The sequence below is a fragment of the Streptomyces sp. NPDC046859 genome (genome assembly GCF_040645135.1).
Lineage (GTDB): Bacteria > Actinomycetota > Actinomycetes > Streptomycetales > Streptomycetaceae > Streptomyces.
The window spans coordinates 64,784-85,695 of sequence record NZ_JBEYXR010000022.1; the positions used below are offsets into that span (position 1 = coordinate 64,784).

General features: G+C 68.3%; 18 protein-coding genes and 2 pseudogenes. 11 read left to right on the forward strand and 9 right to left on the reverse strand.

Annotated features, from left to right (window positions below; translation table 11 throughout):
* Positions 1–254 precede the first annotated feature (254 nt).
* Both ABZ899_RS27580 and ABZ899_RS27585 read right to left on the reverse strand, forming a co-directional pair.
* Positions 255–1,688 (reverse strand): SPFH domain-containing protein, encoded by a 1,434-nt coding sequence (locus ABZ899_RS27580; protein ID WP_361350976.1) that lies wholly within the window; start codon positions 1,686–1,688, stop codon positions 255–257.
* Positions 1,689–1,795: 107 nt separating this feature from the next.
* Positions 1,796–2,311 (reverse strand): hypothetical protein, encoded by a 516-nt coding sequence (locus ABZ899_RS27585; RefSeq protein WP_361350978.1) that lies wholly within the window; start codon positions 2,309–2,311, stop codon positions 1,796–1,798.
* Positions 2,312–2,509: 198 nt separating this feature from the next.
* Here ABZ899_RS27585 and ABZ899_RS27590 point away from each other — a divergent pair, with 198 nt between their 5' ends.
* The 8 genes and pseudogenes from ABZ899_RS27590 to ABZ899_RS27625 all read left to right on the forward strand — a co-directional run bounded on the left by ABZ899_RS27590 (position 2,510) and on the right by ABZ899_RS27625 (position 9,639).
* Entirely contained in the window at positions 2,510–3,166 is a 657-nt protein-coding gene (locus tag ABZ899_RS27590; RefSeq protein WP_361350980.1) for a GNAT family N-acetyltransferase, read from the forward strand.
* A gap of 408 nt (positions 3,167–3,574) precedes the next feature.
* A pseudogene (locus ABZ899_RS27595) lies at positions 3,575–4,457 on the forward strand (methyltransferase, FxLD system).
* Positions 4,458–4,514: 57 nt separating this feature from the next.
* On the forward strand, positions 4,515–4,745 hold the full coding sequence (locus ABZ899_RS27600) for a hypothetical protein (RefSeq protein WP_361350981.1): 231 nt from the start codon (positions 4,515–4,517) through the stop codon (positions 4,743–4,745).
* A 243-nt stretch (positions 4,746–4,988) separates the two neighbouring features.
* A complete protein-coding gene (locus ABZ899_RS27605; protein ID WP_361350983.1) occupies positions 4,989–5,162 on the forward strand; it encodes a hypothetical protein in 174 nt (57 codons plus the stop codon).
* A 137-nt stretch (positions 5,163–5,299) separates the two neighbouring features.
* Positions 5,300–6,100: a DUF4145 domain-containing protein gene (locus tag ABZ899_RS27610; protein ID WP_361350985.1), complete on the forward strand. Its 801-nt coding sequence runs from the start codon at positions 5,300–5,302 to the stop codon at positions 6,098–6,100.
* An 88-nt stretch (positions 6,101–6,188) separates the two neighbouring features.
* On the forward strand, positions 6,189–6,773 hold the full coding sequence (locus ABZ899_RS27615; protein WP_361350987.1) for a dTMP kinase: 585 nt from the start codon (positions 6,189–6,191) through the stop codon (positions 6,771–6,773).
* The gene (locus tag ABZ899_RS27620; RefSeq protein WP_361350989.1) at positions 6,770–7,210 is read left to right on the forward strand and encodes an NUDIX domain-containing protein; all 441 of its coding nucleotides are present in this window, start codon (positions 6,770–6,772) and stop codon (positions 7,208–7,210) included. Before ABZ899_RS27615 ends, ABZ899_RS27620 begins: the two co-directional genes overlap by 4 nt.
* Before the next feature lie 470 nt (positions 7,211–7,680).
* Positions 7,681–9,639: a SpoIIE family protein phosphatase gene (locus ABZ899_RS27625; protein ID WP_361350990.1), complete on the forward strand. Its 1,959-nt coding sequence runs from the start codon at positions 7,681–7,683 to the stop codon at positions 9,637–9,639.
* A gap of 258 nt (positions 9,640–9,897) precedes the next feature.
* Here ABZ899_RS27625 and ABZ899_RS27630 read toward each other — a convergent pair whose 3' ends face one another.
* Positions 9,898–12,414, reverse strand: coding sequence for a SpoIIE family protein phosphatase (locus ABZ899_RS27630; protein ID WP_361350992.1), 2,517 nt, complete (start codon positions 12,412–12,414; stop codon positions 9,898–9,900).
* 444 nt (positions 12,415–12,858) lie between these two features.
* Between ABZ899_RS27630 and ABZ899_RS27635 the strand changes: the two genes are divergently transcribed.
* Positions 12,859–13,758: a helix-turn-helix transcriptional regulator gene (locus ABZ899_RS27635; RefSeq protein WP_361350994.1), complete on the forward strand. Its 900-nt coding sequence runs from the start codon at positions 12,859–12,861 to the stop codon at positions 13,756–13,758.
* 664 nt (positions 13,759–14,422) lie between these two features.
* Here the strand turns inward: ABZ899_RS27635 and ABZ899_RS27640 are convergent.
* The gene (locus tag ABZ899_RS27640; protein WP_361350996.1) at positions 14,423–15,697 is read right to left on the reverse strand and encodes a hypothetical protein; all 1,275 of its coding nucleotides are present in this window, start codon (positions 15,695–15,697) and stop codon (positions 14,423–14,425) included.
* Positions 15,694–16,305: a hypothetical protein gene (locus ABZ899_RS27645; protein WP_361350998.1), complete on the reverse strand. Its 612-nt coding sequence runs from the start codon at positions 16,303–16,305 to the stop codon at positions 15,694–15,696. The genes ABZ899_RS27640 and ABZ899_RS27645 overlap by 4 nt, the downstream gene beginning before the upstream one ends.
* A 652-nt stretch (positions 16,306–16,957) precedes the next feature.
* Between ABZ899_RS27645 and ABZ899_RS27650 the strand changes: the two genes are divergently transcribed.
* Together ABZ899_RS27650 and ABZ899_RS27655 are read left to right on the forward strand one after the other, a co-directional pair.
* A complete protein-coding gene (locus ABZ899_RS27650) occupies positions 16,958–17,509 on the forward strand; it encodes a sigma-70 family RNA polymerase sigma factor (RefSeq protein ID WP_361350999.1) in 552 nt (183 codons plus the stop codon).
* Between the two features lie 233 nt (positions 17,510–17,742).
* Positions 17,743–18,783 (forward strand): annotated as a pseudogene (locus tag ABZ899_RS27655) (SpoIIE family protein phosphatase); the annotation flags it as partial.
* Positions 18,784–19,026: 243 nt separating this feature from the next.
* Here ABZ899_RS27655 and ABZ899_RS27660 read toward each other — a convergent pair.
* The 4 genes from ABZ899_RS27660 to ABZ899_RS27675 form a co-directional block, all read right to left on the reverse strand.
* A complete protein-coding gene (locus tag ABZ899_RS27660; RefSeq protein WP_361351001.1) occupies positions 19,027–19,296 on the reverse strand; it encodes a hypothetical protein in 270 nt (89 codons plus the stop codon).
* Positions 19,293–19,652 carry a relaxase domain-containing protein gene (locus ABZ899_RS27665; protein WP_361351050.1) on the reverse strand — a complete coding sequence of 120 codons (360 nt, stop codon included), beginning with the start codon at positions 19,650–19,652 and terminating at the stop codon, positions 19,293–19,295. Before ABZ899_RS27665 ends, ABZ899_RS27660 begins: the two co-directional genes overlap by 4 nt.
* 31 nt (positions 19,653–19,683) lie before the next feature.
* Positions 19,684–19,860 carry a hypothetical protein gene (locus tag ABZ899_RS27670; protein WP_361351003.1) on the reverse strand — a complete coding sequence of 59 codons (177 nt, stop codon included), beginning with the start codon at positions 19,858–19,860 and terminating at the stop codon, positions 19,684–19,686.
* A gap of 72 nt (positions 19,861–19,932) precedes the next feature.
* The gene (locus tag ABZ899_RS27675; protein WP_361351005.1) at positions 19,933–20,733 is read right to left on the reverse strand and encodes a hypothetical protein; all 801 of its coding nucleotides are present in this window, start codon (positions 20,731–20,733) and stop codon (positions 19,933–19,935) included.
* Positions 20,734–20,912 lie beyond the last annotated feature (179 nt).

Consider the following 20,912-nt stretch of genomic DNA (forward strand, 5'->3'; position numbering starts at 1 on the left):
ATGACGAGCATGGCCAACCCGCGGACCCGAATGCCCCACAGGCTGGTACGTCTACGGATCCACCGGGGCGCCCAGCCGCGCAGCGCGGCAATCCCCAAGGGCAGCACGAGGGCTGACCAGCCCGCCATCCAGACCCACCTGAACACAGCCCAAACTCCCTGTCCGTGCAACCGCCAAGCGGCGTGAGGTTCTTCTCCGCAGTCAGCGAGGCTCCGCCCCTTCCTCATGAGGGGCGGCGCCTCAGGCCGGCTCGGTCAGTCCGCGATGGCGATCTTGCCGTTGACCTCGGCGGGTGCCGTGGTCGCGGGCTGCGCACCGCTGTTGCGCTGGGTGATGTTCTTCAGCAGCTCGGCGAGGTCAACTCCGGTGGTGGAGCTGAGGAGTTCCATACCCTGGGCGACGTTGTCGGCCACGGTCCGCGACAGCTGGCTGGCGCCGTCGGTGGAGATGACCGTCATCTTGTCCACGGCGCTCAGCGGCTCGGACGCCTTGGCGACCACCTGCGGCAGCACCTCGACGAGCATCTGCAGCACGGCCGCGTCGCCGTACTGGGCGAACGCGTCCGCCTTCTTCTGCATCGCCTCGGCCTCGGCAGCACCCTTCGCGCCGATCGCGGCGGCCTCCGCCTCGCCCTCGATACGGACCGCGTCGGCGAGCGCGGCACGGTGCGCCTTCTCGCCCTCACCGGTCAGCCGGGACCGCTGGGCATCTGCCTCCGCCTGCTTGACCAGGGCGATCCGGCGGGCCTCGGCCTCCTGCTCAGCCTGGTAGCGGGCGGCGTCAGCGGGCTTGCGGACCTTCGTGTCCAACTCGCGGTCGGTCAGCGCGGCCTGCCGCTCGGCAACCTTCTCCTGCTCGGCCAGCACCTCCTGCTGCCGGGCCGCCTCAGCCAGGGGGCCGGCAGCCGCAGCACGGGCGGCGGCCTCGTCGGTCTCGGCCTTGATCTCCGCCTGCTTCAGCGCGAACGTCCGCTGCGCGACGGCGATCTCCTCCGCCGCCAGCAGCCGGGCCTGCTCAGATGCCCGCTGGGCCACGGCCTCAGCGATATCCGCCTCCTGCTTGGCGCGCGCAGCCTCGGGCCGGCCGAGGTCCTCCAGGTAGGAGCCCTCGGTCGTGATGTCCTGGATCTGGAAGGCGTCCAGCACCAGGCCCTGCCCTGACAGGCTCGCCTCCGCCTCCTCGGCGACCTGCCCGGCGAACGCGGCCCGGTCACGGATGATGTCCTCCACCGCCATCCGTCCGACAATCGCCCGCAGCGCGCCCGAGAGCACTTCCTGGGTGAAGCCGACGATGCCGTCCTGCTGCATCAGAAAACGCTGAGCCGCGGCCCGGATGGAGTCCTCACTGCCGCCCACCTTGACGATCGCGACACCTTCGAGGTGGGCCTTCACACCACGCAGGGTGACCGCGCCGCGCACCGCGACCGGGATGTGCCGCGAGGACAGGTCGAGAGTGAACTTCTGCTGCACGAACGGGACGACGAACACACCGCCGCCGACCACGACCTTCTGGCCGCTGTTGTCGGTGAAGACCCGTCCGGTCTCCGGGTCCGTGGCCTTCTTGCCGCGCCGCCCGGTGACGATGAACGCCTCGCTCGGACCCGCCACCTTGTAGCGGGTGATCACGACGAGTGCCAGCAGCACGAGGAGTACGACGACGCCGATCACGGCGATGACGACAGGACTCATGTTGTTTTCCTCTCAGCCCTCCCAAGGGACGGCGAATCGGATAGGTGATGCGTGTGAAACGGCGCCAGTGAGTCGGCGTCCGATGTGTATGCGTGGGAGGTGGCCGGTCAGCGCTCGACGAGGCGCACGGACACCGCCGTATGGGAAAGCGCCTGATCGACCCAGATCTCGGTGCCACGAGCCACTGCAACCGGGCTCTTCGCGGCGAGCTTCACCGGCTGCCCCGCCAGGTGCACGAGCACCTCGCCGTAGCCGTCAGCGGGGATGGCGGTCACCACAGACCCGGCCGCGCCGATCAGATCGTCGTCGCGCGGGGCTGCTCCGGACTGGTCGCTCAACAGCGCTCGGCTGAGGCGATAGGTGAGCCAGGCCGTGGCCACTCCGGCAGGCACGCCCACCGCGGTGGCCCCGATCGCGCCGAAGCCGGTGGTGCCCACCACGATCGCGCCGGAGAAGCCGAACATGGACACGAATCCCGCGATGACCGGCAGCGACAGCCATCCGTCGAAGAGGCCGTCCAGTGCGCCGACGCCGTCGAGAAGCCCTTCGAGCACTCCGTCGAAAATGAGCGACAGGGCAAGAAGGACGACTCCCGCGATGCCGAGACCCAGAAACCAGGCCACCCGCGCTCACCGCCTCTGCTTGCGTTCCCCGTAGACGCAGGCATGTTCACACACCGATACCCTGGGGGACACTGCCTGCTTCCGGCAATCTTTATACGACTTTGATGCCGTGCCCTGCACAGCCGCGGTCCCGACGGGTGCTGCGGAGACCTGTTTCAGGAGCGCCGGGTATCCAGGCAGTTCACCGCAGCCGAAGGGGTGCGGCTCAGGGGAGCAGTCGACGCGCGCAGCCGCGGCAGCGGCACTCTCACCGTCTACACCTACGGGCCCTCCGCCGAGGAGGCCACGGGCCTGGCCGCCAAGCTCGCCGCCGGCCACCACACGTCCACCGCCCGCGTGGTCACCTTCCACGCCCCGCACGAGACGCCCCCGGCCCACACCGCGACCACCCGCGTGCAGATGAAAGCCTTCGCCCGCCCCCGGCCCGAGGACGCACCCGGCCCCGTCCGCCCCGTGACCGACCTGCCCCAGCCGGTCAGGGAGACGTTCGCCGCGTTCGCCGACAGGCTCACCGGTGACGGGTTCGCGTTCCTGCACACCCAGATGAAGGCCGGGGCCGTCGGCCCCGTCCTGGCCGTCACCGACGCCGGCCGCGTCGTCGGCGCGATCGGCCCCATGGAGACCATGACCGACTCGGCCGGAGCAATGCGGCTGCTCCCGCAGTACTTCGGCGTCCTGCCCGAACACCGCGGCCACGGCTACGGCCGCGCCCTGTGGCGCGCCGCCATGGCGTGGGGAGCCGCGCACGGCGCCGACTACCAACTGCTCCAGACCGAGCTCGGTGGCGCCTCGGACCCGCTCTGCCAGACCGAAGGACTGCACACACTGGGATTCGTCAGCATCACCAAACTCTGACCCGCCCCGATCGACGGCACCGCTCGTCCGCTCCCCCGTGGCGGATGGGCGGGGCTTTCGGGTGCCCCACGACTCACTCTGTGCCCGGCTGTAACGCCTGGGCTGCTCACTCCCGTCCACTGGCATCAAGGCGCGCTCCGAGACCGCCTCACCACCGAGACCCAGCACCAGCCGGCGCCCGAGCACACCGGACTGCTCACCGGCGCCCCCGGCGTGCTCCTCGCGCTGCACACCCTGACCACCACCCGCCCCGTTGAGCCGGAGTGGGAGACCTGCCTGCTCCTCACCCCATGAAAGTGATGTGACAGTGAGCCAGACACCAACGGTCGACCAGCTCCGCAACCGGCTCGTCGACGAGATCCTCGCCGAGCGGAGATCGGGGCCGGCACCGGCTACAACGCCGCCCTCCTGGCCGAACTCGTCGACCACGGGAAGGTCACGACCGTCGACATCGACTCCGATGTCGCCCTGCACGCCCGGACCACCCTCAACGCCACCGGGTACGAGCGCGTCACCGTGATCGAGCGCAACGGCCTGCTCGGCCCCCGAGAACGCCCCGTACGAAAGGATCATCGCCACGGTCGGCGTCTGGGACATCCCCACCACCTGGTGGGAGCAGTTGAAGGACGGCGGCCGCCTCGTCCTGCCGCTGCGGTGGCGCGGACAAACCCGATCGGTCGCGCTGACCCGCCGCGGCGACGAACTGATCTCGGAGGGCATGGATCTGTGCGGCTTCGTACCGATCATCGGGCAGACCGGTGAGAAGACCTCGGCCCTCAACGCGGACGACTCCATCCGCGTGCACTACGACGAGGACCGGGCCGTCGACACCGAGGCCCTGGCCGCCACCCTGCAACCGGGCAAGACCGCCCTCGAGATGCCGTCCGCCCAACGCGTCGGCGGCGAGGAACCGTTCGACGGGGTATGGCTGCGCGCCACGGCCAGCGACGACCGCGTATGCCGGCTGGAAATCACTGCGCAGGCCCTGGAGCAAGAGCTGCTCCGCAGGCCCGCCATCCCCGTCCGCAGCCCGGTCCTAGTCGACGGCGACTCCCTGGCCTACCTGACCGTCACCCGCGAGGGCGCCGAGGGCGAGCGCCCGTTCCAGCTCGGCGCGGCCGCCTACGGTCCGCGGGCCGAACAACTCGCGCAGGACCTCATCGGGCACATCAACGCGTGGGGCTGCGATCGCCTGGCCGTACCGCGGATGACCGTCACACCTGCTGCACGAGCAGCCGCAGCGGGCCACGTGATCAGCAAGCCCGAGAGCCACATCGCCCTCACGTACTGAGCAAATCCCGGAGGGGTCGCCACCGAGGTAGACCTGCTCGCGCACACGGCGGACGGGGTGTTCGAGGACGACCGCCTCAATCGGGTGCTTCGCCGTCTCGACCCGGCCGAGCGTGCCGTGGTGTTCGCCTACGCCGAGGGCGAGGGCACCACCTGGACCGAGGCCGCCGCCGGCGGCGCGACCGACCCGGCCGCCCTCGGCGAACGGGTCCGCCGCAAGGCCAAGCGGATCGCCGCCGGACAGGCCCGCCGGCTCGCGATGACTCCCTCCGCCGTCCCTCGCCCGTGATGGCAGGCGCGTCGCCGACGTGACAGGTCGAAGTGCCTCCGCGGTAAGCGAACTGGCCGCTCAGCGCGTCTTCGGACCCCATCGCCCTGTGATGCCCGCGGAAGGCTTGCGCGGCTAGCGCTCCCCCGCCGCACACTCCAGGCGCTGTCCGCGCTTCACCCCGAGACGCAAAGGGTGAAGGGCCTCCACGCTGCACCCCGCATGCGAGACGCGCGTGCTCTGATTCATGGGAGAAGCCCCGCTGTGCCCACACTCGCCCTGCTCGTCGCCCTGCTGCTCGGCCTGGCCTTCGTCCTCGTCCCCGGCGCCGTGGCCTATCTGGCGTACCGCCATCCCAACGCGCGCGAGCCGCTGGTCGTCGGAATCGCAACTCTGGCCGCCATGGCCGCGATCTTCGTTCCCATCGCACTCCGCTGATTTCGGGTGGCCCGCGTGGACTAGCGGACTGCGCCTTGGCTTCGGAACTTCCTGATTCTGTTACTGCGGAAGTGCCGGACTTTGATGCCGAAATCCCCTTCCCCCAGGGGCTGTTGCCGCTGGCAATATGTGATGTCATGACGAACAACTTGAACCGGGAGCTTCGGGTCATCGCTCAAGGTCTCTCCGGGGAGCACATGGAGGACTGGCCCCCGATCCCGTGCCCTACATGCACGCGAGGCGTTCTGCTCCCGGACCCTGACTCCTTCGTGTCGGAGGAGTCGGCCACCAGCCGAGCCTTGGTGAACCACGAGGGGTGGGAGCCGGAATGGATCCAAGGTGGCTTCCATGGCGTTCTCACGTGCCGGAAGGAGACTTGTGATCGCGTCCGCGTCATCGGGGAGATGAGCGTGGATGGCTCGAGCCGGCCGGGCGAACAGTACGAGACCTACTGGACGCCCACCTTGTTCCTCCCGGCGTTGCCCCTGCTCGAAAACCGCGAGCTCTGCCCACCAGAGGTCGGGGTACGAGTGGACGCCGCAGCCAAGATCCTCTGGCTCGACCCCAGCGCTGCCGCGAACAGGATCCGGGCGGCGGTCGAAGCCCTGATGGACGACCGGGGTGTCATCCGTCAGCAGCTCAACAGCAAGGGCAAGGTAGTCCGGCTCGACCTTGACAGGCGCATCACGATCTTCAAGAAGGCCCTGCCGCAGCACGCGAAAGCTGCGGACCTGCTCCTGGCCGTGAAGTGGATCGGGAACGTGGGAAGCCACGAGGACGTCCTCCGCGTCCCCGACGTCTTGGAGGGGGTCGAGTTCCTCGATCACGCCCTCTCGCAGATCTACGGGGCGAGCCCCGACGATGTCCAGAAGAGGGCCGCGGAGGTCACCGCCCGGCGCGGGCGGCCCCAGACCTTCTCCGTCGAAGTCCCCTTCTGACCTGATCGGAGGCCTGCCCGTCGGCCAGCGCGTCGGACGCGGAGTTCCGGAGTCTGTTACTTCGGAACTTCCGCACTTCGGTTTTCCGGTGCTGAAAGCCCTGCTCACAGCGCGCGATGTCTCCGCGCAGTGGACGGTCGAGCCACCCTGCGGCGACTTCCTCGGGGACTTCACCCGCTCCTACGGCGGGCAGCTGCACGGCCTGGCCCTGGCCTGCCTCGTCGCAGCGACCCGGTACCGACATGTCGAGAGCACCATCGACCCCGCGCTCAGCAGCGGCGGCCTGCTCATCTCCGACCGGTACCTAGCGTCGTCCCTCGTTCTTCAACGGCTCGACGGTGTACCGATGGACTTCCTGCTCCTGCTCAACGATCACGTCCCGAAGCCCGATCTGGCGGTCATCCTGACCGCCTCCCCCGAGACGATCACCGCCCGCATCGCCCGGGCCGGTATCACGCACCGCTTCCAGGCCGACCTTGAGGCACCCACGCGCGAGGTCCAGCTATATCGGGGCGCGGCGGACATCCTCGAAGATCTCGACGCCCGGGTGCTAGTCATCGACAGCACCGCCGTCCCCCCATCGGAGGTCGCGCGCCGAATCGCCGACGCGCTCCCCGCCGTCCCACTACCGTCAGATGTTTCAGCGACCACCCCGACCCCCCAGGAATCATGAGCGGACAGCAGGCACGGCCCACCATCGACACCCACGTCCTTCTCCGCGACGGCAGCAAGATCCTGCTCTCCCAGCGTGGCGGCCCCTACGGATACGGCCGGTGGCACCTGCCCTCGGGCAAGCTGGACCAGGGCGAGCCCCTCACCGTCGGAGCGGCCCGCGAGCTGTTCGAGGAGACCGGCGTCGCGACCGATCCCGAGCACTTGGAGTTGCTGCACGTCGTGCACCATCAGCAGGACGACGGCTGCGACCGTATCGGGTTCTTCTTCCTGGCCACCGAGTGGGAGGGGACCCCCGTGAACAAGGAGCCGGAGAAGTGCCTGGCGCTCCGGTGGTTCGCGGACCGTGCTCTACCCGAGGACATCATCGAGTACCCGGCCGCGGGTCTGCGCGGCTGCCTCAGCCAAGACGGTGCCCTGACGGTGCACGGCTGGTAGAAGCCGGGCATGGTGGTGGTCAGCGAGATTCTGGACCGCTAGCGAGGCCGCATCGCGATTCTGGCGGGCTGAAACAGGTCGACGGCTCGAACGATTCATCTGGTTCCTTGGGCCACCAGGTGCTGGCAGGGCTCGCCCAGGACCGCATCGCCACCGCCAGCCGGCTGCGCCGCGTGCTGCGGCCCTGCGGGCACCCGGCGGCTGCTGTCCCGTGTTCTGATCAGGCTGCGTTCCGACGGCTTCGTCGACTCTGCTGGAGCTGATCCACTTTTCTTCGGCGGTGACGCAGGTGACTTGCAGGTGGCCGCCCCAGTGACTGCCCTTGGCGTGCTCGGGCTGGTATCGACGCCGGAAAGGGGTCAGCAAGTCGGCCCCAACATGCTCGACCGACCGGCCAAGAGGCATTGTGGAGAAAAGAAAATCCCACGAATGAGAAGGATCACTTGGGCCGGCCATGCCAGGAGTGGCAGATGGATACCTGGGACGAATTCCTTCAATGGGCCACGCCGTCGGCTCTCCTCGCGCTGGACGGGACCATCCGCAGTCTCAACGCACCGATGGCCGCGACGTTGGGCAGGCCGGCAGCGCAGTGCCTGGGTCACCGTTTTCCGAGCTTGCTGCCTGAAGGTCAGCGGGCCTCGGCAGAGAGTCTGCTCACGCACGGGGCCACGACCAAGACGGTGGCGATGCGCGTGCTGGAGTTTTCCGCGCCGGACAGAGCGACTGTGGTCAGCCTCATCGAGGCCCGGCCAGTCAATGATCCTCGTGAGCGGCTGGTCTGGGTGCATTCGGTGGATGCACGAAACGACCCGGGTGGGCTGCTGATCCCGTTCCGGCTGGCAGCCGCGGCAGCGGATCTTGGTTTGTGGACCTACTCGCCTCTCGAGCACCAGCTGAAATGGCTTGGTGGTGCGCCTGCTCTGGCTTTGTTGTTCCCTCAGGCTTCCGTGTCCTTGTCCAGGGTTGTCCGGCGAGTTCACCCACATGACCGGGAGGCTTTGAGAGGGCTCATGCGCTCGACCGCCGCCCAGACCCCCTGGGTCAGCCTGCGGTGCCGTACCGAGAACGCCCGATGGCATCCTCTGGCGTGCCAGCTCCGCCGGGTTCAGCTGGGTTATGGCGGCCCTGAACAGGTTTTCGGGGTGATTCGCGACGACACGCGGCTCGAGGCGGGCCGACGTAAAGAGCAGGCGAAGCTGTGGGCGGAGCGGCAGCGTGCCGACGGGATCGCCGACTTCTCCGCCGCCTTGATCACCGCCGCTACTGAGCAGGAGCTGCAGCAGGTCGTGCTGACGCGGGCTGCCGCGACGTTCGGTGGGACGGGAGCCGTACTCACGCTCCTCGACGACAAAGCAGGGCTCCTGCACGCCTCATCCGATGCCAGCGGCGACGCTCGGCAGATGGATGCCATGGAAGGGTTGTCGCTGGATGAACCGCAAGCGCTGACTTATGCGATCCGAACCGGCACGCCTCAATTCATCTCTGGCCACGAAGAACTCATACGACGATGGCCGCAGACAGCTGGCGTTCCGTGGCTCGGCTCGTTCACGGCTATCTCGATCGCCCCCCTCAGCCCTGTCGGCGACCAGCCGCTCGGGGCCTGGGCGGTGACCTACGACAGCGAGCATCATGCGTCTCCGGACGAGCGTGCCCTGATGAGTACTTTGGCCGACTTGGCAGGCCAAGCGCTGCGGCGTATCCGATTGCAGCAGGCGCGTGTTGAGCTGGCGGCGGCGCTTCAGCAGAGCATGCTGCCCGCGTTGCCGGAACATCTCCCGGGGTTGGAGGTCGCTGCCCGCTACCGTCCCAGTCGAGATGGCCTTGATATCGGTGGTGACTGGTACGACGCGTTCGTGATGCCTGACGGTGCGGTGGCCTTGGAGATCGGCGACAGTCAGGGGCATGACGTGGACGCCGCCGCTTTCATGGGACAGGTGCGCACTTCCATCCGCGCGATCGCTTCGCACGACCCGGAGCCGGCAACCGTGCTCACACGCGTCAATGAACTGCTTGTCGCGATGGATGCGGCGCGTTTTGCCAGTTGCACCATGCTGCATATCGGTCCTTGCGAAGGACAGGTCATCGGCGCGAGTGCCGGTCATGTGCCGATGCTGTGCGCACACGAGGACGGCAGCAACAGCATCCGCGAGCTGCCGGGCGGGCCGGTGCTGGGAGTCCTGTCAGGGACCGACTATCTGGAGGAGACCTTCACGTTGGAGCGGGGCGCGGCGCTGGTCATGGTCACCGACGGTGTGGTGGAAGGGCCGGGTTTGACGTTGGACGCGGGCTTGAAGCGCGCCGGAGCACTGGCTGCCCTGGCCCTCCGCGACGGGCTGAACGCCGAAGCGATCGCGGACCGGGTGCTCGATGCCGCGGTGGCGGTGGACCATCTCGACGACGTTGCTGTTGTGGTCATCAGGCGCATATGACAGCGCTCCTCGTCTGGGGGTGCAGGGCCACCGGGTGAGGTGCAATCTTGGGCACGGTCAGTAGTCGGCGGTCGTGGGCATCGGGTGCTGGGCGCCGGCCGTGGGGTGGCGCCCGCTCTGGTCAGGGGCCTAGCCCGGGGTTGGTGATGGTCCTCGCATCGCGCGCTGGCCGCACTCTGTGTCCGGCGCCCCGCCTCAGCCGCGATGTGGGTGAGGGGCTGGGAGTCGGTGAGCTTGCTGGGCCACATGATCATGGTGCTATTCGGCGGCCGCCGACAGGTACGGGTCATGAGCGCGAGGGCGTGCGGGGTTGAGGTCTTGTTCGACCCAGACGAGTTTGCCGCCTACAGCGGACCGGAAGCCCCACCTGCTGGACAACTGGGCGATCATGAAGAGGCCGCGGCCGTTCTCGTCGACGATGCGGGCCTGGCGCAGGCGCGGGTAACAGCTCCCGCCGTCGAAAACCTCACAGGTCAGAGTTTGGTGCTGGATGAGCCGTAGACGGATCGGGCCGGCGCCGTGTCGGATGGCGTTGGTGACCAATTCGCTGACAATCAGTTCCGTGTTGCTCACGAGATGCTCAAGCCCCCATTCGGTGAGCTGGCGTGCGGCGGCGTGCCGAGCGGTGCGGACGATGTTCGGCTCGCTCGGGAGGTCCCAGGAGGCGGTCTGGGCGGCATCGACTGTGCGGGTCCGGATGAGTAGCAAGGTGGCGTCGTCGGATGGTGTCTGCGACGGCAACGCTTCCATCACCGAGGAGCACAGGTCTTCCACGGACTGGTCGGTCTGTGTCAGAGCGCAGCCCAGGCGCTCGATGCCGACGTCGATGTCGTCGTAGCGGGACTCGACCAGACCGTCGGTGTAGAAGGCGAGGACGCTTCCCTCCGGCAGTTCCACTTCCACGGCGCCGAAGGGGACCAGCCCGAGGCCGAGGCCGAGGGGTGCCCCGGTGGGCAGGTCGGGGAAGGTGACCTGACCTTGCGGATCCATGATCGCGGGGGGAAGGTGCCCGGCTCGTGCCATGGTGCATTTTTGGGATACCGGATCGTAGACGGCGTACAGACAGCTGGCGCCGACAGCCGCGGGGCTCTGTTCTGAGGCGTCGGCGTCTTCCTCAGCCAGCCGCCGGACGGTGTCGTCGAGGTGGGCCAGCAGTTCGTCGGGGGGCAGCTCCATGTCCGCGAGCGTGCGTACGGCGGTGCGGAGTCTGCCCATGGTTGCGGCGGCGTTGATGCCGTGTCCCACCACGTCGCCGACGACCAGGGCCACGCGTGCGCCGGACAGCGGGATCACGTCGAACCAGTCGCCACCGACGCCGGCATCGGTGTCGGCGGGCAGGTAGCGTGACGCCGCCTCCACCGCTGCACCGCCCCTCAAGCGGTGGGGCAGCAGGTTGCGCTGGAGCGCCAGTGCGGCAGTGCGTTCGCGAGCGTACTGGCGGGCATTGTCCAGCGACAGCGCGGCCCGGCTGACCAGTTCCTCGGCCAGGAGTAGATCATCCTCGTGGAACGGCTCAGGGTTCTCGGTGCGCGCGAACAACGCCATGCCGAGCACGGTGCGCCTCACGCGTATGGGCACGATCATGAGGGAATGCATCCCGTTGTCACGAATCTTCTTCGCGCGGCGCGGATCGTGGTCGATCCACGTCCCGGGAGAGGTGTCCAGCACCGGTTCGAGGTGAGACCGCCCTGTGTGCAGGACCTCGGCGAACGGCGACGCCGGTGAGACTGGGACCGGTTCGCCTCGTTCCCAGGGTGACTCGGGGACGCCGGGGCGGACCGAGGCCAGACCTGCGCGGCAGAAAGTGCGGGGGCGGCCGTTCACGGTGTCGATCGGGGAGGCGGGCTCCTCGCCGCAGTGAACCAGGTCTGCCAGGTCGACGATTGCGTAGTCGGCCAGCAGGGGGACGGCGACGTCGGCCAGTTCCTGCCCGGTCTGCACGATGTCCAGGGTGGTGCCGATGTGGGTACTGGCTTCGCTGAGGACGGCACGGCGTTCGCATACGCCCTGGCTGTCGGTGACATCCACGATCATGGAACAGACGCCCCGCGGCCGACCTTCCTCGTCTTGGAGGCAGAAGAACGACGCGGAGAATATGTGTTCGTGGCGCGGGCCTGCCGCCGACCGTGCCCGGTATTCGTAGACCCTGGTGGTGCCGCTCTCCAGCACCTGCAGCATGACTGCCTCGAGCGCCTCGGCCTCGAAGCCCGGCATCGAATCGGTGGGCCGGCGTCCGAGGCGCCGATCGTGGGGAATGCCATCGTGGAGTTCCATGACGTCGTTCACCCAGGTGCAGCGTAGCTGTGGATCATGAACGAGCGTGCCGATCGGTGCGCCGATGAGAAGCGACTGACGCATCGATCCGCTTGCGGTGCCGGAGGGGAGGGTGTCGAGGTCGGTCATGGAGACAAGCCACCGAAGGCTTGCGTTGTCTCCCCGGAGCAGGGACATGCGCAGGCTTATGTTGTGGGTGCGGCCGTCGCGGTGACGAACCGCTGTGGTGCCGGACCAGCCGCCCCGAGCACGGCACTGCTCCGCGAATGCCGGTGATCCCACCATTTCGAAAGACGGCAGTACGAACGCTGCGGGCCGGCCAAGGACCTCTTCAGCGCCGTACCCGACAAGCCGCTGAGCGGCCTGCGTCCAGCCGACCACCGACCCCTGCTGGTCGATCACCGCTACTGCGGCGTCGGATATCTCGTGGGGCGCCAGACGCGCATCTATCTCGTGGGGGGCCGGCCGCTCAACGAGTGCGGTCTGGTCAGGCTTCGTCATCACAGGTTTGTCCCATCAGGGGGGAGCCGATCCTCGTATGCCTCCAGACAACCAGGTGAAATGGCACAAAAGGGTGGTCAACGGGGCCTCCCTCGGCCGAGGCTTCCTGGTCCGGGTACTGGCAGACCCCCTTTCCTGCGTCGCCACGCTGTGCGCCGGCACCCGTTGCGACGTCAGGACTTTTGGGCCTTGGATTCGGCCCCGTCTCGACTGCGGTAGCCGGAGCGATCAGCTTGGAGTGGCGGCTGCGGGGGTGGCGGTATGCCCGGCCACAGATGACTGTCCCTAATTTCTCTGGGTAATGGGAAGATGCAGGGCAGGGCTAGAATTCACATTTCTTGGCGTTGGTCTCTTCTTTGAAGGGTGAGCGGTGTTTTCGCTCACGGGGGGCGTATTTCCATCTCGCGTCTTGCCCGGATGGCATGTCGAGGTTAGCCTCAAAGTATGGGCAAGGTGCCGTCCAGAGCAGGCGATAACAAAGAACTGAGCGATTTCCTGCGCTCGCGACGCGCCCGGGTCGCCCCCGAGGAGGCGGGAGTCAGGCCGGGGCCCGGTCGCCGCGTACCCGGACTCCGCCGCGAGGAAGTCGCACTCTCGGCCGGATTGAGCGCGGACTATTACATCCGACTGGAACGCGGACGGGTGGCCAACGCCTCGCAAGCCGTCCTGGATGCCGTAGCCCGGGCTCTGCGCCTGGACGACGCCGAGCGCGCCCATCTCTTCAACCTGGCCAAGCCGCAGTCCACAGCCGCAGTGAGCCAGCCCGCCGTCTCCAGGAGAGTGCGCCCGGGGGCGTACGCCCTGCTCGAGGCTCTCCAGGACGCCCCTGCGATGATCCTGGACGGCTGCATGAACGTCCTTGCCGTTAACCGGATGGCCCGCGCGATATTCATAGACTTCGAAGCGATTCCGGCCCGCGAACGTAATTTCGCACGGTTCGTTTTCCTCGACCCCGCAGCACGCGAGTTGTTTATCGACTGGAACCTGGCCGCCCGCATGATCGTCACCGGTTTGCACTTGTATGCGGGCAGGCATCCAAACGACCCAGAACTCACCGGGCTAATCGACTTTCTCTCGGCTTCGGACGCAGACTTTCGACACTGGTGGGCCGCGCAGGATGTCGAAGAATTCGCGCACGGCACTCGACACTACCAGCACCCGCTGCTCGGGGAAGTAACCCTTGCTTACGAAAGCCTTGTATTTCCCGGTGACCGGGACCAATGGTTGTTCGTAAGCACAGCCGAAGCAAACTCCCCGTCTCACGAAGCGTTGCGCAATCTTGCCGACCAGGTCTCCCACGCCGACACCCCGCGAAACCCACGTCCCGCCAGCAGGCCCGAGTGATCGGCCGACCATCATCACCGACAGCGGTCCGCGTGGTGAAGGCTGAGGGACTTCGCATTGCAGGCCCAAGACCCTCGACGGAACATGGAAGAGACAAACGGGTTACTGCAAAACCGCGTATCACCAGCTGGCCCGCCTGCCCACCACCACCTTCGCCATCGGCTGACCACGGCAGCACGGCGGCGCAACTGCGGATCCAGTACTTGGGTCTTCAGCACCCGGCACGCCTACGAGGCGACGGGCCCGGGCACCGGCCTGCTTCTCCCCTGCACTCGGCCGGACACCCCTCGCGGTGCCGGACGCCTGCGAGCCATCGGCAAGGCCGCCCGCACCACCGTGGGGCGGCCGGCCCCCCGGTCCGCTCGCTGCCTTCGCGGAACCGAGCGCACCTGCTGCTCCCCGCGCGAGGGACCGCAGTGCCACAGGCCCACCGCTGTGCGGCGTGGGCGGTCTGTGCGACGGAACGGATGCGCGCCGGGAGTGGTGGGACAGCCGGGTCCTGGGACCGGCGAAGGCCCTGGTACCCCGCAGCCCCACCACAGCGCGGAATCGAACGGCGCGCCGGTGAGGCCACAACTCTCCTTGGTCGCTGCTGCCTTGGGCGGTTGTGACCCGCACCCGGGCGCTCAGCGGCTGCAAGAGAGTTCCGGGGCACGCGACGTAGCTACTCCGGGTCCTGCTCAGGACCTCCGAAGTCGGGACTGGTGAAGTCAGGGCTGGTGAAGTCAGGGCTGGTGAAGTCGGGGCTGGTGAAACTCGGGCGGGGTCCTGCGGTGGGTTCGTCCTGCGGGCTGCCGAAGCCCGGGCGGCCGTAGCCGAGCTGCGGGATGCCACCGTGTGGGGAGGCGGCTCGGTGCGGTGCCGAGGTCGTGCCGTGGTGGGTGAGCGCGTCGCGCAGGAAGGGGAGGATGCCGCGTTCCAGCAGCGCTGCGCGCCAAGCATCCCTGGCCTGTTCCACTTCAGGGCCCAAGTCGCCGTGTGCCCCGGTCTCGGTCGCCCGCCCGTTGCGCAGGGCACTGAGCAGGAGCCCTGCGGCAGCGACCAGGATGCCCGCCGCGGTCACGGCGCCGAAGATCCATCCCGTGGTGATGAGGCCGTTGCTGAAGGAGGAGGCACGGCCCACCAGTTCGAGGAGGTAGCCCACGCCGAGGAAGATCGTCGCCGCGGTGCCTGCCAGTACGGGCGTGAGGGCCGCCGCTACGGCGGCGGCGCCTGCGCCTGCGTCCGCGTCTGCGTCTGGTGGCTCTTGCATCCCTCGCACGGCCGTGGCGAGCCCCACCGTTGTGGGGGCGTCGGACTGGCGGGTGCGCGCCGCAGGGGCGCGCATTTCCTCGCGGACAGCGACGTAGTGCTGGTACTCCGTCGCTGCGGCCGAGGTGATGAGATCGGTGGCGTTCAGTGCCATGGCGCGCAGCTGCTCGGTGTTGAGCCGTCGGCCGGCGGCGGCCAGCTCCGGGCGGTGTGGTGCGGAGCGCACTGCCTCGTCGAGGAGCCGTTCGTATTCCTGGCGGTCCTCGCCCAGCAGCCATTGCGGAAAGCTGCGTACCTCCGCCCCTGCGTGGGGCCTTCGTGGCGCACGCAGGGGCGGGAGAGACGGTGGCTCCTGGGGGCCGGGGTTGTCCCGCGACTCCTCATCGTCCGGGCGTGGCTGAGGAGTGGGGTCCGGCGCCACGGACTTCGCGCGGAGATGAGGGGTCTGGGTCGTCGGCGGCTGGAGTGTCTCGGCCGGGTTCTCGCCCGCCTCCTGGCCCCGTGCCCGGGGCTCGGAGTGGGCCGGGATCTGCCGTGCTCCTGCCCGCACGCCGAGCACGGCGGCCAGCAGGCGGCGACCGTAGGGCAGGTCGCGTCGTGCGGTGGCGGCGCGCGATCCGCGGCCGGGGCGTTCCACGCCGAACACCGCGGCGATGATACGGCGGTTCAGGGAGGGACGTGTGCTCATGGTCTCCCCTCCTCACCGACGGCCCGTTCATTTCTCAGGGGCGAGGAATCACGCCCGTCGTGTGCGTGCCCGGGGCCGGTGGGGTGCCCGTTCGGCTGTGGCCGGGGCGTGTCCGTGTCCTGCTGGAAGGCGGCGTGCCGCAGGTGCGACGACGTCCCCCGCGCGGGGCCCGCTTCGGCATCGGGCTGGAGCGCGGGGGTCGTGGAAGCGGTGGCCACCTGTTCGGGGAGCTCTGGCTGCACCACGGACGGGACGGGACGCTGAGCGGGATCGACGCAGGCGGTCCCCGCGACCTCCACGGTCCCCGCGGCCTCCACGGTGCCCATGGCCGCCACGGGCTCGCCGGGGCCGGCTCCCCCTGCGGCCGGCAGGTCGGCCGGACCCGCACCCGCCTGCCCTCCCCCAAGCGCCTCGCTCACCGACTGGATGCGGGCCAGCTGGGTCAGCAGGACCGGGGCGGAGGCCCCGACGACGATCGCCGCGTACGGCCCGCTGATCTGGCCCGTGGCGCCGAACAGAACCGCCATCCCCGCGCCCATCACGCTGTGCACGCCGGCTGCGGCGAGGTCGACGGCCGGGTCGAAGTACTGCGTGAGGCGGGGTCTCACATGCTCAGAGGGCTGTGCGCGCTGATGGACGCCGCGAGCCGAACGCCAGTTCATGAACTGGATGTAGCTATCGACGACTCCGCGCAGCACACCCCCCACCGCACCCAGCAAGATCAGTGTCGGCACATCCACGTCGCCCCCGGTCAACGGACGCCAAAGTCCCCCGCGAAAACCCGCACCACGAGCCTAGGGCGGGGCGAGGGGCCGAGGAAGCCGTCCTGGGAAAACGGCCGTTGCCGTATCCGGAGATCGCGGTACCAAGGACCGCCCCGCGCCGGGATACCCCGGTCGCTCTCCACGGCCCTTGAGATGCCCTTGTAAGCGTTCTCGGAGTCCGTCCCCTCTCATGAGTAGCCGGGGCGTTCCTGGCATTTGATGGAGGAGGACGAGCAGACGGTGCACACTGTGTGGGCTTGGACTTCTGCAGCGGTCTGCTTCAGCGCGGCCGCTGTGGTGCGGGCGTATGCCTACCGGATCCGGGAGCGGGGCAGACGCAAGACCATCACCGCGGTACTCCAACACCTGGACCAGCAGGGGGGATTCGCTCACGCCGCCGACCAGGACGGGCTGTCGTGGACCCTACGGGTGCCCGCAGAGCAGCAGACTGAAGGCCCGGTAGACAGCCAAGTACAGAGGGTGAGTAGCGCGGGGCATGTCGAGTGACCACGTCGGGCCCGCCTTCGACCGGCTGTACCGGGCGTCGTACCAGAGGATGCTCGCGAAGGGCATTGTGGTGTGCGGGGGAAACTCCACCGTGGCGCAGGACGCGGTGCAGGAAGCCTTCATCCGGTGCTGGCGCCGCATGAACGATGCTCATGGCCCGTCGGTTGAGAACTGGCATGCGTGGCTGTCCACGGTCGTGGTGCGTGAATGCCTCGCAGCCCTGCGTCGCCTGCCGAGCACCCTTCCCCTGGAAGGCCGCGACTTCTCTTCCACCGCACCGGAGCTGGCAGCGCACCTGGATCTCAAGGACGCGTATCGTCGGGTGTGTGGGGCGATCGCTCGATTAAGTGAGCAGCAGCGTGCAGCTGTCGCGCTGTGCTGCCTGGCGGATCTCGATGCCAAGCAGGCGGGGGCAGCGATGGGGGTCGAGGCGGCAACGGTACGCGTTCACCTGAGCAGAGCCCGCAAGACGCTGGGACACCTGTGGGCTGAGCTCAACTCCCTGGGGATCTTTGACGACCAGTGGGAAGGCGGGGCGTGATGAGTGACAGCTCGGAGCACACCACGATCCGGCACCGTCTGGCCCGTCTACGCAGCGGGCGCACAGACGCTGACGACGATGCACGCCTGCGCGACACGGTCCGTCGCACCGAGGACGCCGTCCATCACGCACTCGGACCGGTCGTGGATGTCGAACAGTCCCTGGCAGCCCTCAAACAGCGACTGGAACAGGACCCTCCCCCAACAGGACGGGGGACATCGTCCATTGCCTCCGTCCTCGACGGTGTGCCGGCTCTCGTCGCCCTCCTCCACGGCCCGGAGCACCGTCTCACCTACGTCAATGACGCCTACGTGAGGGCCTTCGGCGTACGTTCCCTGGGCGAACCGGCCCGTGAGGCGCTCCCCGAGCTGGACGGACTCGGCCTGCTCCCCCTCCTCGACCAGGTCCTGCGCAGCGGCACGCCCCGTACGCTCACGTCCCGCAGAGCAGTCGACGGCCGGTCGTACACCTTCACGTGCACGGTGGCCGAAGGCGGCGACGGGGTGATGGTCTTCGCGACCGACGTCACCGAACACACCGAAGCCGCCGAACGCCTGCGCGCCAGCGAACGCCGCCAGCGCGAAACCGCCGTCACCCTCCAGCGCTCCCTGCTCCCGCAGGAGTTGGAGCAGCCCGTCGGCCTGAGCATCGCCGCCGCCTACCACCCCGGCAAAACCGCGGCCGCCGTCGGCGGCGACTGGTACGACGTGATCACCCTCGGCGGCGGCCACACGGCCCTGGTCATCGGCGACGTCATGGGCAGAGGCGTCCAGGCGGCCGCGGTCATGGGCCAGCTCCGTACGGCGGTCCGCGCATACGCCCGCCTGGGACTGCCCGCCCACCGGGTGCTGCAACTCCTGGACGCCCTGGTCACGGAGATCGACGCCAACCAGATCGCCACCTGCGTCTACGCCGTCCACGACCCCACCGAGGACCGCTTGGTGTACGCCTCGGCCGGCCACCTGCCCATCCTTGTCCGTGATGGGAGCGGTACGGTCCAGCGCGCCGACGAACCCGCTGGCCCGCCCCTCGGCACAGGCGGCTGGACGCACACGTCCGGCTCCATCGCCCTGGGTCCCGGCTCCACAGCGGTCCTCTACACCAACGGCCTGATCGAACGCCGGGACAAGGATCTGGACGAGAACATCGCATCCCTGACACGGGCCCTGGAGAGCGCGACCGGCACCCCCCAGGAGATCTGCGACCGGCTGGTCCGCTCGGCAGGCGTCACGCAGGAACACGACGACGACGTGGCACTCCTGGTAATCCAGCACACGGGCACAGACAGCTCCCCGTCAGCCCTGCCTCACTGAGGTGATTGAGGTGATCCTTCACAAGCGAGTGCCGCCGATCACCCACACCACCGCCGCCCGCACCGTGGCTGGCCGATGGCCTAGATCGGGCGGCTTGCCCGAGCAGGCGCAGCAGGGCGTCCTGGACTTCGGTGAGGTGGTCGACATCGCAGGTCACAGCACCATGGGCTACAACGCTGCCTACCCGGCCAAGGCCATCGAAGCTCACCGGGCCTTCATCGCCCGACGACGCAGCGTCCGCCCCCGCGAGGAATACCGCACGGTCACGCCCGAAGAACGGCAGGAGTTCCTGAACCAGTTCATGCGCATCACCGGCCGCTGGCCGGGGGTGACCTCGACCTCTTCAGTGGCCAGGCCCAGCGCTGAGCAGACGAGTTCGAGGGCGCGCTGGTTGAACAGCTCGCTGGCGGCCACGACGTCGCGCAGCAGGAGGCGGGAGTCGAGGGTGCACCAGCGCCCGCCGGGGCCTTTCACGCGCGGGGAGATGACCGCGTGTCCAGCAGCATCGGGTCGCTTGCGCGGGACTCGTGGTACAGGTAGACGGTGGCCGGCAGCCCCGGTTCGGCCCGCTGCTGGGCCACGCCGTGCGCACCGGTGCGCACGGCCAGGCAGTGGTGCTCGATCCATTCCAGGGCTTCGGTGCGGGCCTGGGCCAGGGTCTGAAGGACGATGCGGCGCACCTCGGGGCCGCCGAGCGCGAACAGCAGGGAGAGTGCCTCGTTGGAGAAGGTGAGGTCGTAGCCGGTCACGGCGCGGCGCTGCGGGCGGCCAGGTACCGGCCGAGCAGTCTGTCTGTTCGCCCAGCCTGCTCGCCCGTTCCGCGGCAGCAGGCGCGCTTCACACCATGAGCGCTCTACGGCCTCACGTACTGCGCGGTTTGAAAACTGCCGCTACCAGCGACAGAACGCGGTCCAGCCAGTCATGGCTGCGGGGCGCCTTGGCCGACTGGGCAACCTTGGAGAAGTATTCGTCGTCCGACACCTCGCCTGCCATCCACCGTCGGCCCGATTCAATGATTTCACCGTCAGGCGTACTCATCCTGTCCCCCAGTCATGCGGTCGTAACGTCAGCATAGGTGTCGATATCGCCGTCCACTCCCATTTGCACCTCTCAGCCTTCTCTACCCGAAGTGGAGGTATTCTGACCGTCGGGAGCGCCTTCCGGTTGTGCAGGAATCACCGGTGACGCTGTCTCTTCTGCTTTCATCGCGCCGGCTGTCCCCAGCAGGCCGGCCACCGCTCGGACGTACGACTCGCGGACCGTCGCCTTGGTGAGTGATCCCTTTTCGGGGGCGTCGATCACGAGGACTCCGTGCAGCTGACTGCCTGCGCAGACGGGGGCGATCACCACGGAACGATGTCCTCCTCCCAGGCTGACCTTGACGTCATCGTCGTCCTGGTTGTCAGGTACGTAGCGGATTCGGTCCAGGTTCAGCAGACGCTTCTCCACGCTGGGGTCGAACGACGGGGGGGCTGTATTGAACGTGGTCTCCGCCAGTTCCAGCTGCCCGGACGAGGTGAGCGTGTAGTAGCAGCAACGGGCCTCTTTGGATGCGGCGTGGTCGGCGAGCCGCTGGACAAGTTTCGATTCGATCTTCGCGCAGTACTTCGCGCGCTCCCCGGGCACCGTCACCATGAGCCCCAGGTGATCGGCGACCGCCGCGATCGCCGCCTCGATCTCCACCACGGCCGTAGTCCGGTCCCGTTTTTGCGCCCTACGCGCCAGGAACGGCGTCACCACCGTCGACAGCACACCGGCCACGATGATGAAGACCCTGGCAAGCCCATGCGCCCGCGCCACCTGAGTGCCGCACAGGAAGGTGATCCCGGGGGCTGCAAGTGAGACGGCAACAAGCATGAACCGCGCCCACTTACGCTCTTTCCGTATCGACATGGCGCCTTTCTCGGTCATGAACAACCCCGCCCGCCGAGGGATCTCGTACCGAGCGTGAGCTGACGAACAAACACAAAGCACGGATTATGACGCGGTGCCGGTTCCATGTCGGCTCGATCCATCACCTGAGCAGGTGAAAAAGACAGGCGCGCGGAAGCACTGACCACTGTGAATTGCGCGCTGCCCGCACTCCCCCG

What these genes read in the sequence shown, in the direction of transcription:
- ABZ899_RS27635 (WP_361350994.1), top strand. Translation starts at nt 12,859, where the DNA reads ATGGGCAAGGTGCCGTCCAGAGCAGGCGATAACAAAGAACTGAGCGAT.
- ABZ899_RS27650 (WP_361350999.1), top strand. Translation starts at nt 16,958, where the DNA reads ATGTCGAGTGACCACGTCGGGCCCGCCTTCGACCGGCTGTACCGGGCG.
- ABZ899_RS27580 (WP_361350976.1), bottom strand. Translation starts at nt 1,688, where the DNA reads ATGAGTCCTGTCGTCATCGCCGTGATCGGCGTCGTCGTACTCCTCGTG.
- ABZ899_RS27640 (WP_361350996.1), bottom strand. Translation starts at nt 15,697, where the DNA reads ATGAGCACACGTCCCTCCCTGAACCGCCGTATCATCGCCGCGGTGTTC.
- ABZ899_RS27670 (WP_361351003.1), bottom strand. Translation starts at nt 19,860, where the DNA reads ATGAGTACGCCTGACGGTGAAATCATTGAATCGGGCCGACGGTGGATG.
- ABZ899_RS27630 (WP_361350992.1), bottom strand. Translation starts at nt 12,414, where the DNA reads ATGACGAAGCCTGACCAGACCGCACTCGTTGAGCGGCCGGCCCCCCAC.
- ABZ899_RS27675 (WP_361351005.1), bottom strand. Translation starts at nt 20,733, where the DNA reads ATGACCGAGAAAGGCGCCATGTCGATACGGAAAGAGCGTAAGTGGGCG.
- ABZ899_RS27625 (WP_361350990.1), top strand. Translation starts at nt 7,681, where the DNA reads ATGGATACCTGGGACGAATTCCTTCAATGGGCCACGCCGTCGGCTCTC.
- ABZ899_RS27620 (WP_361350989.1), top strand. Translation starts at nt 6,770, where the DNA reads ATGAGCGGACAGCAGGCACGGCCCACCATCGACACCCACGTCCTTCTC.
- ABZ899_RS27610 (WP_361350985.1), top strand. Translation starts at nt 5,300, where the DNA reads ATGACGAACAACTTGAACCGGGAGCTTCGGGTCATCGCTCAAGGTCTC.